Here is a 16,011-nt window from a genome sequence, read left to right as displayed (position 1 = left end):
TCATGCATGTAAAGGATTTTTCTCCGAAAATCATCCCTCCTTCTCCTGGTGTGTATCTCATGAAAGACAGCTCTGGAGAAGTGTTATATATAGGAAAAGCAAAGAACCTAAGAAATCGCATTACAACGTATTTTCAGAAACAGGGGGATTCTAGAGAAAGAATTCCCTTTTTAATGAAAAAAACCACTGATATAGAAACAATTTTAGTTTCTAATGAAACAGAAGCTCTTCTTTTAGAGAACAATCTAATCAAAAAATATCACCCGAAATACAATGTACTTTTAAAAGATGATAAAACTTTCTTTTGCCTGGCAATATCTCTAAGTCACCCTTGGCCCAGAATAGATGCTATTCGCACGAAAGCGGTTACCTCTTCCAAAAAACAGATAGTTTTTGGTCCTTACGTGAGTGCAGAAGCCTGCCAAACTCTTTTAGAAGTTATTGGTCAGTGGTTCCCATTACGCACGTGCTCTAATCGTGAATTCTCTACAAGAAAACGTCCGTGCATCCTGTATGAAATGAAACGTTGCTTAGCCCCCTGTGTGAATTTCTGTTCTCAAGAAGAATACGCAGAGACTCTAGAAAAAGCTGTGTTATTTTTAAAAGGCCAAGTCTCGGAAATTATCCAAAAATTAGAGAAGTCCATTGAAAAAGCATCTCAAGAACAAAAATTCGAACAAGCAGGAATGTACTACCGCACTTTAAAACTTATCCAACAGGCAATGGTAAAGCAGCATGTAGAGAAGTTCCATTTTCAAAATATTGATGCTATTGGTTTATATAGGAAACATCAAGAAACAGTCATTACTGTATTAACAATACGTTCTGGGAAATTACTTGGAGCTCGCCATTTCCCTTTTTCAGAAAATGCCCAAGAAGATTCAGATTTGCTCTCCTCATTTATTTTACAATACTATGCAAACCAACCTCATATCCCAAAAGAAATCCTTACTCCTTTTTCTTTAAATATTCCCGATCTTCCGCATTTATTAAATAAAGAGGCCCCGCCACGAATTCGCTCTCCAAAAACAGGATACGGCAAGGAGCTACTGAACTTAGCTAAAAACAATGCCGAGATGCATGCGCAGACTTCCGTACAATCTTCAGTACTCCCCTATGAAGAGATGAAAAAAATTCTAAAAACCCAAGATTATCCTTATCGTATAGAGTGTTACGATAATGCTCATCTACAAGGATCTCACGCTGTTGGAGTTTATATTGTCTATGAAAACAATGCGCTGTCCCCTAAAAACTACCGCACATTTGCCATATCATCTTCGGCTCATAATGATCTTGCTGCTTTTCATGAGGTATTATCTCGTAGATTCAGCTCTACTTCTTCCCCGCTTCCCGATATGATTGTTATAGACGGAGGTCGCTTGCAATACTCTCAGGCTAAAAAAACGTTAAAAAAACTTAATCTAACAGGGATTCAGATTGTCTCCATTGCTAAAGAAGCAAGCAACCATAGCGGCTCTTTGAGACACGAAAAACTATTCTGTGATATTTTTCCCCAGGGAATTCAGCTACCTCCAACTTCAAAGCTCCTGCAATTTTTCCAGAAACTTCGCGATGAAGCACATAGATTTGCCATTAGCAAACACCGAAAGAAGCGTAGTAGGGATCTTCTACTTCCCCAAGAAAAAATCGCGGGAATTGGGGAGGTAAAAAGAAAGCGTTTGCTAAAGAAATTTAAAAGTTGGAAACAAGTTATGCAGGCTTCCCAGGGAGAGCTCGAGACTATCCCTGGGCTAACGAAAAAAGACATTAAACAATTGCTGGCTAAGCAAGCTGAAGTGATAAATCTTGAAAAATGAAAAGAGCTCTACTCTTCAACATCTTCCTTTATCTCTTCTAAAAAATCCTCAGCTGAGGGTAAATCTGCAACACACAGTTCTTCTATTTCATCTTCTGACTCTGATTCAGAGCGATCCTTAGGTTGAGTTAACCCCTTAATGATCACGTGAACAGAAGCCACGTGAAGGCCTGTATATTCAGATATTTCAGAAACTATACATCCCTGTATTTCCTCGGTTTTTTCTGGTATAGAAACCCCGTAATCAACGTTTACTTCGATACGAACTTTCACTAGATGATTTTTAGAATCCTGTTCTACATAGATTCCCTTCATTCTTTCGATATCTCTACCGAATAAAGTATCAATTAAATTCCCCCCTAAAAGAGAAACCCCATTGATTTTAGCCAAACAATGCAAAATAATTACTTGAATTACACGAGTCTCTATATCACGACTAAATACAGTCTCAGGAAATTCAATCTCTTTCACATCTAGTTTTAAATTTTGCTTATCCATATTCCTCCTATGTGCCTATTTCGCTAGCGAGAAATGTACTCTATAGAAATAATAAGCGCTAGTGATTAGTCTAACGGTCAAGCGGTTAATATGCTACCCTCAATGCTTCCTATTTCCTTTTTTTTGATATACATTCTGTTAGGGTTTTTAGCCGCTTACCTAGCTGTTAAAAAAAATCGCAACCCTATTGGTTGGTTTCTTGCTGGGATGTGCTTTGGATTCTTTGGGATCATTATTCTTCTTATACTCCCCGATCTTCCACCAAAGAATGAGGATTCTAACTCGTCTTCTAACAATGATGAATCTTTAAATAATGTTTTTCACTCTCTGTCAGAAGAAGACTCTTCTGTTATTTCGTTCCCCCCCCCTGTTGATCAAGTGCCCAGAGACACAGAAAAGTGGTTTTATCTAAACAAGGAAAAGCAGAACGTGGGTCCTATGTTCTTAGAAGACCTACTTCTATTTCTCAAAGATAAAGAAAAGCATGCTACTGAAAATACAAATCCGGAGGACATCTGGGTTTGGAAAAAGGGAATGGAGAATTGGGAAAGAGTGAAAAACATCCCAGAACTAAACGAGGCGCTAAAAACTCTTAAGTAAACACTTAAAAACCTTTAACGCCGCATTACCAAGAGTAGGTGAGCTGTTTGAGAAACAGTCTACCAGCTAGCTTTGACAACTCCTGGAATTTCGCCCATAGAAGCCATCTGTCTAAAGCAAATTCTAGAAATCGCAAATTTTCTTAAATAACCACGAGGACGTCCAGTCAACAAACATCGGTTATGTAGACGAATAGGAGCGGTGTCTCTTTTCATCTTATTCAATGCTACACGTGCATTTTCTTTCTCTTCTTCGCTAGCAGTTAAGCTTTTTGCAATCTTGCGAAGCTCGCTTCTCTTCTTGTAATTCGCCTCTACTAACTTTCTGCGCTTATTTTCTCTCGCAACTGCAGACTTTTTCGCCATGCGTTCTCACCTAAAACTTATTAAATTATTTTTTGCGTGCAGGACCCGCTTGACGTTGTTTACGATTGGGATCCTTTTTATTAATAACATAAAGGCGCCCTTTACGACGAACAAGCTTATCTCCCTTGGAAGGATCTGCTTTGATAGATGAACTTACTTTCATGAAAACTATACCCTAACTGTCCCTCTGCATATCAGAAAGACACTCTAAATTATGGAATATCGCTAAAAGGAGCCAGTTTAATCCCTTTGGTACTTTTTGACAACAGCAGACTTAAGCCAACCTCAACTTCTATTCTCAAATTAGAGAATATCGTCAGTTCTCTTGATCTTATTAACCCAGTTTTATAAACTTACGGAGAGTTTTTTCTAGAGAAATCATTTGGTAGGCTAGAGAAACATAGAAATCAACGGGAAGGTACTGTGAAACGGACTTATCAACCTAGCAAGAGAAAGCGTCGAAATTCTGTGGGCTTCCGTGCTCGTATGGCTACAAAAAGCGGAAGAAATTTACTAAATCGCCGTCGTCGTCACGGCAGACATAATCTAATCGACCTATAAAATATTTTGTTTTGTGCATCGATCGACCTTACCCAAGCGTGCTCGTGTATTAAAAAGAAAGCAGTTTCTTTATATCTCGCGAACAGGGTCCCACTGTCAAGGTAGTCAGGTTATTTTCCAAGTTGCTCCATCCAAATATCCAGGGTGTTGCAAACTAGGGATAACTGTGTCAAAAAAGTTTGGTAAAGCTCACAAAAGAAATTATTTTAAGCGACTGGTGCGCGAAGCTTTTCGTCAAAAGCGTCATTCCCTCCCTGCTTGTCAAATTGTTGTTATGCCTAAAAACAAGCAGCAGCCTAGATTCAGGGATTTGCTTCAAGATTTTTCTCAACAAATCCCAGAAGCAGTCGAAAGCAAGTGCGCCAAGAACAAGCTTACGACTGGTGTCGAATATAATCCAAAGAATGAGAAATGTGAGACCGCACCTCTTTAGGAGCTGTTTCGAAAGCAACTTCAGCGTGTTGCAAAGCATTCTTCCATTGATCAGAATCTAAGTAAAATTGAGCTATCATCATCTCAATTCTCCAGACATTTTCCTGATCTTGTTGTCCAAACTCTGTCAAATAAGATTCGAGGGGGGCAATTACTTGACTAGGATCCTGACGCACGCCCTCTTGGGATCTCTTTGCTAGTTCTTGAAACTCAATCAAGGCGACAGTAAAGTGTGTGAGCTTTTCGTTTTGAGGATCTTTATTGAGTAGCTTACGTTTTACTCTTTGGCATTCCTCAGAATCCATTCTGCCACTTTCAACAAGAAGACGATATTTTGTTGATAAGAAGAAGTAATCGTCGTTGCTTACACCTAATTCCAAAGCTTTTGCCATGAAATTTTTGTGAGACAACTCTTCAGCAATCTTGTAGTACTTCTGAAGATCTTCCATAGACAACGTATGAATGCAGGAATCAGCGTTGGCTATTAAGAAATCGTTTTCAACCATATGGCAGAGACTTTCGCCTAAGTTGTACCCAGTTTCATTTCCAAAAGAGCTGATTTTATAAATCTCTCTTCCGTCATGAGAAAGTAAAAGAAGACAAGGGAATTCGTCTATTTTGAATTTAGTTTTTAGATATGAGTTCTGTGAACGTAGGGTTTCACTTTGTGAGGAATATTTAGGAAAATCGACTTCTAAGCATACGAAGTTGCCATTTACCTTTTTAGAAAATTCTGAAGAAGCAAGGACCTCTTTACGAATTTTCATGCACATAGCGTTCCAATCGGAACCGGAAAAAAAGATCAACATTGGCAATGCAGAACTTTGGCTTTTTTTCACCGCCTCATTATAATCTACGTACCAAACAAGCTGAGAAGAATTCTCATGAACAACGCCATGCAAACTAATAGAACTTGCACCTAATAGAAACGCTGTCAATACCTTCAGTTGCCTCAAAGAATATTTCTTTATAATCTGTAATAGAAACATGGGCTTCCTCTCCTTCTCCTAGCGAATAGGACGCAACTCGCTCTATTTAGGCATCACAGAATGCTCTCAGGGCATTCTATCAACCATTCCTGTTGTATAATCTTTTTTTTATTAAAACGAAATAAAAAACACCACTTAAAAGTTTTGATCTTTTTCTACAATCAAACACTATTTTCTATTGGATTAGATATTCATGTATTTCTTAGGAATATTTATGCGTAAAGTCCTTAGATTAATTCTTCTTTTAATGATCCCAGTTTATTCATTCCTCTATTAAGAACTTTCGAAAAATCATGGATTGGGAAACACTCTTGTGTTAAAGTTTCGGAAAATTCCTTCTTTCATATTGAAGCGTTAGTATAGCACCTTAATACAAGCTGAATCTACGCTCTCGCTGGTATAAATCTAAAACCTTTGAGAGTCTAAACATGAGACAATCATCCGAAAACTCGCAAAATCTATATTTATATAATACGGCAACAAGAACGAAAGAGCTTTTTTCTGCTTCAAATGCCCCTGTCAAATTATATACTTGTGGTCCTACGGTGTATGACTACGCTCATATCGGAAATTTTCGTACTTATGTATTTGAAGATTTATTAAAACGTACTCTTTTGTTCTTTGGATACTCTGTAAAGCACATTATGAATATTACAGACGTAGACGATAAGACTTTAGCTGGTGCTTGTAGAAAAAACATCTCCTTGGAAGAATATACTGCTCCATTCATACAAGCTTTTTTTGAAGATATTGCAGAATTAAACATCCTTCCGGCGGATGTTTATCCCCATGCTACGCATTATATTCCTCAAATGATCAAAGCCATTCAAAAGCTTTTAGATGAAAACATTGCTTATATAGGCCAGGATTCTTCTGTATATTTTTCCATAAAAAAGTTCCCCACCTATGGGAAGTTATCTCAGTTAAAACTACAGGATCTGCAATGTTGCTCTAGGGTTACTTCCGACGAATATGATAAAGAAAATCTTTCTGATTTTGTATTATGGAAAGCATATGATGAACAAAGAGACGGTCATATTTACTGGGAGAGTCCGTTTGGAAAAGGGCGTCCAGGATGGCATTTAGAATGCTCTATTATGGCTATGGAGCTTCTTGGTTCTTCTATTGATATTCATGCGGGCGGTGTGGATAACATTTTCCCTCATCATGAAAATGAGATTGCACAATCAGAATCTCTATCTCACAAACCTTTTTCTCGTTATTGGCTGCATTCTGAGCACCTTCTTGTTGACGGGAAAAAAATGTCGAAAAGTTTAGGGAATTTTTTCACATTAAGAAATTTACTAGATCGTGGATTTTCTGGAGAAGAAATCCGTTATTTGCTCTTACAGAGCCATTACAGAATGCAATTAAACTTCACTGAAGAAGGATTACTTGCCTGTCGTCAGGCATTAAAGCGCTTGCGTGATTTCATTTCCCGATTAGAAAATCCCTATCCTGAAAGCACAACAATTTCAGACGAGATAGATCAGCAAGGAAAAACATTTTTAAAAGCCTTTTCAGATTCTATTGCTAATGATTTAAACATTGCCGCTGCGCTTGCTGCACTGTTTGATTTTATTCACCAGACGAATTCTTTCATCGATAAGTCAAAATTTACTCAAGCTGATGCTAATTATATTTTAGATCTTCTGAAAAAAATTAATACCGTACTTGGCATACTCCAGTTCTCGGCCACTCAAGAAATTCCAGACGAAGTTATGCAACTTGTCGAAAAACGCGAAGTAGCTCGTAGAGAGAAAAACTGGGCACAAGCTGATGCATTTCGAGATCAGGTAGCCTCTTTAGGCTACCTGATCGAGGATTCCAAATCAGGACCTAAGGTAAAAAAACTTTAGTCATTTTCTGATTCTAGACGACGCATAACTGGGAAATATAGAACATCGCGAATAGAAGCGGAATCTGTCAGAATCATAACCAAACGATCGATACCGATTCCGAATCCACCTGCAGGAGGCATACCCTGACATAGGGCTTCTAGAAACTCCTCATCAATAGGGTGATATTCGCTATCTGGATCTAAAGCTTTTTTCTCCATTTGCTTTTCCAAAAGCATTCTCTGACGCATTGGATCAGTCAGTTCTGAATAAGCATTGCAGAGTTCTTTACCTAAACAAAAACTTTCAAAACGCTCTACATAATCCTCTTCTCCAGAGCGCAAAGACTTACATAGTGGTGTAGTCTCTAAAGGATGATCCGTAATATGATGGGGAGCAATTAACTTATCACATACTAACTCATCAAATAGGGCCGCGATTAATAAACCCCTAGGCGCTGTTGCATAAGATTCTTCGGGTAATGAGGAGCGCTCTTTTAAAATATTACGCAATTCATGATCCCCATGAAGGTCCACATCAACTCCTCCATATGTTTTGATACTATCTTTCATAGTCATACGAATCCAAGGAGCTTTAAAATCAATAGTTTGAGGCCCTTGCTTGAGATGTGAATAAGTCAGTACCGTACTACCATTATTTAATTCGCCAACAAGGTATTCAATAAGGTTCTCTACGTACACCATGACGCTATGATAGTCTATATTCATTGCATAAGCTTCTATCATAGTAAATTCAGGATTGTGAGTTCTGTCTATCCCTTCATTCCTAAACACCTTACCAATTTCATAGACACGAGGGGTCCCTCCAACCAGGATTTTCTTTAAGGCAATCTCTAGTGAAATTCTTAAAAACATATCAGAATGCAAAGCATTCAAAGTAGTTACAAAAGGAGTTGCTTCAGCCCCACCATAGATATTTTGCAATATAGGAGTTTCTACCTCTATGAAATCCTGAGCATCCATATACTGACGGATTAACTTGATAATACGACTTCTTTTTAAGAAAGTTTGACGCACCTCATCAGAACAAATCAGATCTAACCAACGTTTTCTATAACGAGTTTCTTTATCACTCAATCCTGCATGTTTATCAGGAAGTGAGATTAATGCTTTACCCAATAACGTGACAGTTTCTACCAAGATGGTGAGTTCTCCGGAATGTGTGAAGAATAGGTACCCTTCGATTCCTAGAATGTCACCGAGATCCAGTTTCTTTTCTATAAATTTTATAGGTGTGATCTCAGCATCTTCAGGGAGACCTGCAACTGAGGAAAAATCCCTGTTAAACATTACCTGAATCTTTTGGTCATTATCTAAAATCTGAGCAAAAGCATTTTTCCCCATGGAACGGAAAAGCACCATACGACCTGAGATTTTCACCTTGGGGGTATTTTTATTCGTAGCATCTTCGCTATTTCCAAGAGACTGAGAAGAAAATTCGTTTTTAATTTCCTCAACACTACTCGTTCCAGGGAATTCGTAAGGATAGGGATTGATACCTAGGTCAGATATTTCCTGGAGCTTATTACTTCTATGGAGAAAATCTTCTTGTTGTAGGTACTCAGCTTTTGCAGACATTTTTTTAAATCCTTTTGACTAATTCTTCTTCTTCAAACACAGTTCTATTTTTAATAATGTGATCCGCTATAAAAATTTTAAATACTGTCTGAAGAAGGGATCTTAAAAGTTCATTGTAAAATAGAGATTTTCTCAAAAATAACAAAAAAGATGAATGCTTAATTAAAAGAAAAGAGAACTTTAGAGAGGAAGACCTCCTCTCTAAAGTTCTTTAAGAAGAGATTTGCTATTTTTTATGCAAAGCAGCTTGGATTTTCTTCACATAATTATCTCCACCACCGTACTCAAATCCCATTCTGACTTTCTCATTTCCATTAGCATCGATAAATACTAATGTTGGAAATCCATTTACACCGTATTTGGATTTTAGAGCTTGGTTTTGCTGTTTTACATCCTCAGGCTGACTATTAGATTGTGGAAAATCTAACTCTACCATGTGTAGGTTGTCTTTAGCATATTGTTGAAATTCGGGAGTATTTAAAATCTGATCTTGCATCTTAATACACCAGATACACCAATCAGAACCTGTGAAAAATAAACCTATATATTTCTTATCTTTCTTAGATTGTTCAACAGCATTAGCATAACTTTCCCAGAGTACCCCCGAAGCTTTCACCTCTTGAATCTTGAGCTTGCCGAAGTCCTTTTGATAATGAGAACGTTTTTTTGCTGCACAACAAGGCAGGGTGAGTAATAAACAGAGAGCAATTAAGCTTCCTTGCAACCAGCGTTTCATGCAAATCCTCTAAAAAAATATTGGAGCGTTTTTCCTTAATTACCGTGGTGTATTATCCTGTTGGGCGTAAAAAGCAAGAGGATTTTCACGTCCGGAGAACAAAGAACATGGAGGAATAAACTCCCTACATCTATAGTGAATCCGTAGATATCTTTGCTATTTTTATATTTGTATGACCCATCCGAGTCCTTCTGTTTCTTCCATTTTACAAGAAATATTCCATCGTTATTTCGAGCAACATTATCCTCCGTTATCAAAACTTATTCCCCTGCATTTAAAGGAAGACATTAAAAAAGCTCCCTTACAAGTTCCTCCTCCTGCTCAAACAAAAGTTCCTGCAAAACCTACAGTCACAAACAAAAAGTTAGAAAATTCTGTACCAAAACCCGTTCGGGATAATGAAACTTTACCTCCTGTTCATGAGCGTATAAAAAAATCTTCCTGGGAATGCATACCTCCTTCTCCTAATCTTTCACGAGAAGAAGTCCTTGGATTTCGTTACCCTTCTTTACAAGCTCATTGCCTCAAAACTCCTTTGGTCATCCCTTGTGGAATCTTCGTAGACGAGGAAAAAGACGAAGAAATTTTATTTTTTAATAGATTGTCAAAAATCCTTACCCAACAAATCTTTCCTTCACGGCTTATCTTAACAACAGGTCATAAAAATATTTTTTATAAGAATAGGGGCTTTTCTTTATGTCTAGCACCTTTAACGATGATACGTTATAAAATCTCCGATGTACGCTATCATCAATCTTTTACTAAGGATGGGTGCACTTGGATTCCTATTTATTCTTCAGTATACTATGAAAATGATCCGCAATTGAAACGAGATCTATGGGTAATATTGAACCAACTACCTTTCGCCTATACGCAGAAGTCATAGTAAACTCCAGTATCAATAGGGTATTAGACTACGGACTCCCTGAAAATCTTGAATACATTACTCGAGGTACTGGTGTTAGCGTTTCCTTGCGCGGAGCAAAAAAGTACGGGGTAGTCCATAGGATTAAAACAAAAACAGAATGCAAAAGAGTTCTCCCAATTTTAGATGTAATCGGCTCTGGCATCGTACTTCCTCAAGATCTTCTAGATCTCATGTTTTGGATGAGCCAGTACTATTTCACTCCTTTAGGAAAGACGTTACGCTTAGTCCTTCCTGGAATATCCTCTAGTATCATACAACCCAAACAACACTACCGAGTTGTACTCAAACAAAGCAAAGCAAAAACTAAGGAAATGATTCTTGCCATTCAAAAAGAATCTCCTTCGCAAGCAATAACTTTAAAAACGCTATTGTCCTGCAGTTCACCTCCGGGTCTCTCAGAGCTCATGGATAAAGCTAAGGTTTCCCAATCTCCGATTCACTCTCTAGAAAAACTTGGGGTTCTTGAAATTATTAATGCAGCAGATCTTGAAATTCAAGAAGATAGTCTAACCTTTTTCCTTCCTGATCCCCATCCTCTACACCCTCAACAAAAATCTGCTGTAGATAAGATTTCTGCCTCCTTATCTGTAGGGAATTTTCAAACCCACCTTCTTTTTGGTGTAACAGGAAGTGGGAAAACTGAGGTATATTTCCAGGCTATCCATGAAGCTAGAAAGCTGGGTAAAAGTGCTATCCTTTTAGTTCCTGAAATAGCTCTCACCATACCAACAGTCACTTTATTTAAAGCGCATTTTGGAAAAGAAGTTGGTATTCTCCATCATAAGCTTACTGACAGTGATAGAAATAAAACATGGAGAGCGGCTTCTAGAGGCGATATCAATATCATCATAGGTCCCAGATCTGCATTATTTTGCCCTGTACAAAATTTAGGATTGATTATTGTTGATGAGGAGCATGACCCTGCCTATAAACAAAGTGAAAGCCATCCCTGTTATCATGCCCGTGATGTTGCTGTTATGCGAGGAAAACTTGCTAACGCTACTGTGATATTAGGAAGTGCTACGCCCAGTTTAGAAAGCTATGCTAATGCTTTATCGGGGAAGTACATTCTTTCAGAATTATCGACACGTGCTGCCGCTGCCCTTCCTGCTAAGGTTTCTCTTGTCGATATGAATCTGGAAAGAGAAAAGACAAAAACAAAAACATTATTCTCACAAGCAGCACTTCGAGGTATTGAAAAACGCCTAGCTGTTGGTGAGCAGGTGCTTGTTTTCTTTAATCGTCGTGGTTACCATACCAACGTTTCATGTTCTTTGTGTAAACATACGCTGAAATGTCCCCATTGCGATATGGTATTAACATTTCATAAATACGCAAATGTTCTTCTTTGCCATCTTTGTAATGCCTCTCCTAAAGATCCTCAGACATCCTGTCCGAAATGTCACGGAACTATGACTCTTCAGTATCGTGGGTCAGGGACAGAGAAAATAGAAAAAGTACTTCACAATATCTTTCCGCAAGTGCGTACTATACGTATCGATTCTGACACCACGAAATTTAAAGGAAGCCATGATTCCTTATTAAAACAATTTGCTACAGGCAAAGCTGATGTATTAATTGGCACACAAATGATTGCTAAGGGCATGCACTTTCCTTCTGTTACCCTAGCAATTATTTTAAACGGTGATTCCGGTCTTTATATTCCTGATTTCCGAGCTTCTGAGCAAGTCTTTCAGCTTATCACGCAAGTCACAGGAAGATCTGGAAGAAGCCATCTCCCTGGAGAGGTTTTGATTCAATCTTTTCTCCCCGACCACAGTACAATCCGTTGTGCCATGCAACAGGATTATCCTGCTTTTTATAATCAAGAAATTCCCGGAAGGGAGTTATGCAGCTACCCTCCGTTTGTCCGCCTAATTCGCTGCATCTTCATGGGTAAGTGCCCTAAGACCACCTGGAAAGAGGCTCATCGTATTCACACTCAACTTAAAGAGAAATTAAATGCCCACACCCAGCTAATGCAAATTACTCCCTGTGGGCATTTTAAAATTAAAGATGTGTTTAGGTATCAATTCCTAATAAAGAGCAAACAAGTTCTTCCGGTAAATAAAAAGCTTCATGAAGCTTTGTTATCGGCAAAACTCTCTCCTAAAGTAAAGTTCATGATCGACGTCGATCCCACAACAACATTTTTCTAAATAGCTGTGTAGCATAGCGACCAAAATATCAACTTCATCGTGATTATTATACGCATGAAAATTCACTCGGATGAAAGGCCTGTGAGCGAAAGTCATTAATCCTACGCGCAGGTTTGCCTCATCTAACATAGAGGTAAGAAGATCCATATTAAAATCTCTGAGAAAGACGGGTTGCCCACAACACTGAGAACTCAATCCAAAAGGCTTTTGAAAATATGCCTTTAGGTTGAATATTTTCTGACGTGCACGCTCTCCCTCCAGAACTAGATGATCGTAGGAAGCTCCTATGGTGATCAGTGCATGAGGAGCTAACGCGGTAGTATAACGCAGGGGAGGAGAACTCAACATCAATTCTGTTTTCACTTCTAAGGAAGAAAGAAGTGCAGCGCCCATAGCTCCCATAGCCTTGCTATAGGTCACAAGCACAGCATAAAAATTTTCGTATCCCCATTTGTGACATAATCCACGTCCTTCTTCTCCTAAAATGCCCATAGCATGAGCTTCATCTACAATGAGATGGGCGTTATATTTTTTTGAAAGAGCTATGAGTTCTTCAAGAGGAGCCAAAGTTCCCGAAAAAGAGTATACTGAACAAACAAAAATGAAGATTCTTCCCGATGAGACTGCCCTGTGAGATATTAATAATGACTCTAGAGCGCATAGATCATTGTGGGGGAATGCTTGATGTTCCCCAGAGATCACTCTCAAACTTTGTGCAACAGATATATGCACAGACTCATCCCAAAACACTATATCGGTATTTTTCGAGATGTGATAGCAGAGGCCTAAATTTGCCATATAGCCGCTATGGACTACAAAAGCAGACTCAGAATTATGGAACTTGGCAATTTTTTCTTCTAAATCCTGCTGGATTTGGGAAGGTCCCAAAATAGCACGAGAGCCACTCGCTCCAAGCTGTGCATGAGAAAATTGCTCACAGTAAGCACGATAGCGTTTCTCAACTTCATTAACTAGTATTGTAGAACGAGAAAAACCAAGAAAATCGTTAGTTACAAAATCGATCGGACATTCGCTCATTAAAGATCTTTTCCTTACAATCTAGAATCTTTAATTATTCAAGTGCCTTTTTAGTCCCCCTGAAACAGAGAAAGAGCTAAGGAGTTTAAAGCTCGGTAATCAGGCTTTCCTGTCCCCAGCATCGGTATAGACTCTACCTGATGCTGATAGGATATCTTCATTATGCTACTTGTTTTTAAGTTTTTTAGGATATCATTTACTTCATTGAGATCCGTAGAAAATGTCGTAAATAAACAAAGCTTTACCCTCTCTCCCGGAATTCCACAAACAACTAATGGAATGCTACCTGGATCTTCGGGAAGTCCAAAACCTTCAATGAGCAAGCTTTCTAAAGCTTGCAGACTAATCATTTCGCTACCGATTTTCACAAAACGGCTGAGTCTACCTTTTAAAAATAACTGCCCCTCGTTATCCAAGCAACCTAAGTCTCCCGTCACATACCAGAGTTCTCCTCCAAGCCGTACAAAACCACAAGTAGGATCATTCCCTAAATAGCCAGAAAAGAGCGATGTCCCACGGATAAGAATCACTCCGACTTCGCCTGAAGATACAGGGACATAAGTCTCTTCAGAGACTACCATAACATCCATACCATCGATAGGGATACCAACGCAGGATTCAATTTTAGGGCTCTTCTCATTATTAATTGTAATCACTGGAGAACACTCTGTAGTCCCGTATCCCTGGTAAGGAACAATATGTGGAAAATCTTTTTGCACCCCATTTCTTAACGAGTCTTTAAAAGCATCACCACCAATAACCGCCAAGCGCAAGGAGCTTAGCGAAGACCCCTGTTTTTTAGCTGTTTTCAAAATATAATCGAAAAATATGGGTGTTCCTCCTAAAAAGGTCGCGTGTGTTGCGTCTATAAGCTCAACGATTTTTTTAGGCTGTAGAGGGTTGTAAGAGAAAACTACTGGCAAACCAGCGAGTATGGGAAAAAGAGCGCAGCAGTTAAACCCATAGGCATGAAACGGAGGAAGAAACGACATCATAATGTCCGTTTCTAAGGGATTGAAAAACTTCAAACAAGCTTCTTGATTTGCTATGAGGTTAGCGTGGGTTAACGGAACCCCTTTGGGGAGTTTTTCCGTCCCCGATGTAAACAAAATAACGGCACAATCTTCCTTATTCTGTCCCGAAATATTAAATAGTCGAATTACCCATGTGTAGGGTAAAGATAGGTAAAAAGCTATACGTATTTTATCCCAAAGGGTGAAGTGCTTGCGGATAGTTTCCATATAGATTAGCAGTGCTGGGTACTCTATACCATCACCGTGGATCTGCCGCAAATGCTCAACAAGTTGTTTTGAAGTCAGGATATGCTTTACATGAGATAATTCAATACAAGCTTCCATTTCACGAAGTCCCTGACTCCAGTTGATCATAACAGGAACTTTTCCAGCTAATAATACTGCGAAATAAGCAATATAGGCACCTGCAGAGGAAGGCATCATAATCCCAATATTTTTTTCGGGATATTCGGATACTTTTAAAGATAAGGCTGTTATAGCCTTACGCATATCCTCGTACGATAGAACCCCCAGCTGTTCATCCCAGCAACAGGCATCTGATGTCATTTCCGAACAGAGTTTTAAAAATTTCTCTAAAACTGTCCGCCCGTCTCGTAAACCTAGACGACGCTTTTTAGAATAATTCCAACGCTTATGCATATCTCTCCCCTACATTAGGCATAAGGAACTTCTATAGGAAAACTTTCCTTCTCTTCGTTAAACCAGGAAGAAAGAAAAGTGTTTAAATCCTGTTTTGTAGGGAATTGTTTCAAAAAGTCATTATCGATTTGCTGTATTGTCACTTTCACAGAGCGCTTCGGCATAAAAAACACTCCCCGGCGTACCAAAGCTTTCAAAGACTCTTTGAATACTTTGCTCAACTTAGGTGTAGATTGCGTTTTATAACGCGAAAAAGCACTTCCCCATAATCCGCTAATACGTATTAAAAAGACGTTGCACTCCTTAGATTTATGCAACAGAACATACGCAGAATACTGATTAATAATTTCTTCCTTACCGTTCTTTGATAATCTACCCGAGGGGTACAACAACACACTGCCCTTATTATTTAAAATCCCAGTAGTCTGTTTGTAAAAATCTTCCATTTGTTCAATAGTCTTTTTACACTCTCTTCCGGGGATAACTGTTGGCACGGGTATCGCTCCAACAGAATTTAAGAACCATCGCACCACGACATTCTTGAATAAATAGCTCACAGCAAGAGGCTGCACGTGAAAACGCGGCCAAAATAAGTACTCAAGAATTACAGGATCAATTTCAGCAACATGATTTGATAAAAATAGGCAGCCCTGATTAGGATTGGGCTTTAACGACTTTAGCCCTTCTAGTTTTATCTTGTAGCGTAATTTTAGGACAGAGCCAACCAAAAAAGCATATGTAGCTTCATAAATAGTTCGCCATACCTTAGCTATCATGGGC

Annotated in this window: 16 protein-coding genes; 7 read left to right on the top strand and 9 right to left on the bottom strand. The window is 38.7% G+C overall.

All coding sequences use genetic code 11. The features are described from left to right. Window positions 1–2 precede the first annotated feature (2 nt). Window positions 3–1,817: an excinuclease ABC subunit UvrC gene (uvrC, locus tag CF_RS00935; protein ID WP_011457739.1), complete on the top strand. Its 1,815-nt coding sequence runs from the start codon at window positions 3–5 to the stop codon at window positions 1,815–1,817. A gap of 8 nt (window positions 1,818–1,825) precedes the next feature. Here uvrC and CF_RS00930 read toward each other — a convergent pair whose 3' ends face one another. Further along, window positions 1,826–2,314: an Asp23/Gls24 family envelope stress response protein gene (locus CF_RS00930; RefSeq protein ID WP_011457738.1), complete on the bottom strand. Its 489-nt coding sequence runs from the start codon at window positions 2,312–2,314 to the stop codon at window positions 1,826–1,828. Between the two features lie 90 nt (window positions 2,315–2,404). Between CF_RS00930 and CF_RS00925 the strand changes: the two genes are divergently transcribed. Then, window positions 2,405–2,914, top strand: a complete 510-nt coding sequence (locus tag CF_RS00925; protein WP_011457737.1) for a DUF4339 domain-containing protein — start codon at window positions 2,405–2,407, stop codon at window positions 2,912–2,914. Between the two features lie 59 nt (window positions 2,915–2,973). Here the strand turns inward: CF_RS00925 and rpsN are convergent, their stop codons facing one another. Both rpsN and rpmJ read right to left on the bottom strand, forming a co-directional pair. Further along, complete coding sequence (gene rpsN, locus CF_RS00920; protein ID WP_006344408.1) at window positions 2,974–3,279, bottom strand: 30S ribosomal protein S14; 306 nt, start codon at window positions 3,277–3,279, stop codon at window positions 2,974–2,976. A gap of 25 nt (window positions 3,280–3,304) precedes the next feature. Then, entirely contained in the window at window positions 3,305–3,442 is a 138-nt protein-coding gene (gene rpmJ / locus CF_RS00915; RefSeq protein WP_011006789.1) for a 50S ribosomal protein L36, read from the bottom strand. Between the two features lie 260 nt (window positions 3,443–3,702). Between rpmJ and rpmH the strand changes: the two genes are divergently transcribed. Both rpmH and rnpA read left to right on the top strand, forming a co-directional pair. Further along, window positions 3,703–3,840 carry a 50S ribosomal protein L34 gene (gene rpmH / locus CF_RS05175; RefSeq protein WP_011457736.1) on the top strand — a complete coding sequence of 46 codons (138 nt, stop codon included), beginning with the start codon at window positions 3,703–3,705 and terminating at the stop codon, window positions 3,838–3,840. A 13-nt stretch (window positions 3,841–3,853) separates the two neighbouring features. Then, window positions 3,854–4,273 carry a ribonuclease P protein component gene (gene rnpA, locus CF_RS05170; RefSeq protein ID WP_011457735.1) on the top strand — a complete coding sequence of 140 codons (420 nt, stop codon included), beginning with the start codon at window positions 3,854–3,856 and terminating at the stop codon, window positions 4,271–4,273. On the opposite strand, the gene CF_RS00910 is transcribed toward rnpA, so the two are convergent. Beyond that, window positions 4,215–5,261 carry a thioredoxin family protein gene (locus CF_RS00910; protein WP_011457734.1) on the bottom strand — a complete coding sequence of 349 codons (1,047 nt, stop codon included), beginning with the start codon at window positions 5,259–5,261 and terminating at the stop codon, window positions 4,215–4,217. The genes rnpA and CF_RS00910 overlap by 59 nt on opposite strands. Window positions 5,262–5,689: 428 nt before the next feature. Here CF_RS00910 and cysS point away from each other — a divergent pair, with 428 nt between their 5' ends. Beyond that, window positions 5,690–7,120, top strand: coding sequence for a cysteine--tRNA ligase (gene cysS, locus CF_RS00905; RefSeq protein WP_011457732.1), 1,431 nt, complete (start codon window positions 5,690–5,692; stop codon window positions 7,118–7,120). On the opposite strand, the gene lysS is transcribed toward cysS, so the two are convergent. Further along, window positions 7,117–8,697 (bottom strand): lysine--tRNA ligase, encoded by a 1,581-nt coding sequence (gene lysS, locus CF_RS00900; protein ID WP_011457731.1) that lies wholly within the window; start codon window positions 8,695–8,697, stop codon window positions 7,117–7,119. The genes cysS and lysS overlap by 4 nt on opposite strands. A gap of 226 nt (window positions 8,698–8,923) precedes the next feature. Beyond that, window positions 8,924–9,433, bottom strand: coding sequence for a disulfide reductase DsbH (gene dsbH, locus CF_RS00895; protein ID WP_011457730.1), 510 nt, complete (start codon window positions 9,431–9,433; stop codon window positions 8,924–8,926). A gap of 172 nt (window positions 9,434–9,605) precedes the next feature. Here dsbH and CF_RS00890 point away from each other — a divergent pair, with 172 nt between their 5' ends. Both CF_RS00890 and priA read left to right on the top strand, forming a co-directional pair. Next, a complete protein-coding gene (locus tag CF_RS00890) occupies window positions 9,606–10,319 on the top strand; it encodes a hypothetical protein (RefSeq protein ID WP_011457729.1) in 714 nt (237 codons plus the stop codon). Beyond that, window positions 10,271–12,520 carry a primosomal protein N' gene (gene priA, locus CF_RS00885; protein WP_011457728.1) on the top strand — a complete coding sequence of 750 codons (2,250 nt, stop codon included), beginning with the start codon at window positions 10,271–10,273 and terminating at the stop codon, window positions 12,518–12,520. Before CF_RS00890 ends, priA begins: the two co-directional genes overlap by 49 nt. On the opposite strand, the gene CF_RS00880 is transcribed toward priA, so the two are convergent. From CF_RS00880 to CF_RS00870, 3 genes are read right to left on the bottom strand one after another with little or no spacing between them, the layout of a single operon-like run. Next, window positions 12,452–13,558, bottom strand: coding sequence for an aminotransferase class I/II-fold pyridoxal phosphate-dependent enzyme (locus tag CF_RS00880; protein ID WP_011457727.1), 1,107 nt, complete (start codon window positions 13,556–13,558; stop codon window positions 12,452–12,454). The two genes, priA and CF_RS00880, sit on opposite strands and share 69 nt — an antisense overlap. 50 nt (window positions 13,559–13,608) lie before the next feature. Continuing rightward, a complete protein-coding gene (locus CF_RS00875; RefSeq protein WP_011457726.1) occupies window positions 13,609–15,231 on the bottom strand; it encodes an AMP-binding protein in 1,623 nt (540 codons plus the stop codon). Between the two features lie 14 nt (window positions 15,232–15,245). Next, a complete protein-coding gene (locus CF_RS00870) occupies window positions 15,246–16,007 on the bottom strand; it encodes a lysophospholipid acyltransferase family protein (RefSeq protein WP_011457725.1) in 762 nt (253 codons plus the stop codon). Window positions 16,008–16,011: the final 4 nt, after the last annotated feature.

Source organism: Chlamydia felis Fe/C-56 (assembly GCF_000009945.1).
Classification (GTDB): Bacteria; Chlamydiota; Chlamydiia; order Chlamydiales; family Chlamydiaceae; genus Chlamydia; species Chlamydia felis.
This window is presented reverse-complemented; position numbering and strand designations above follow the sequence as displayed.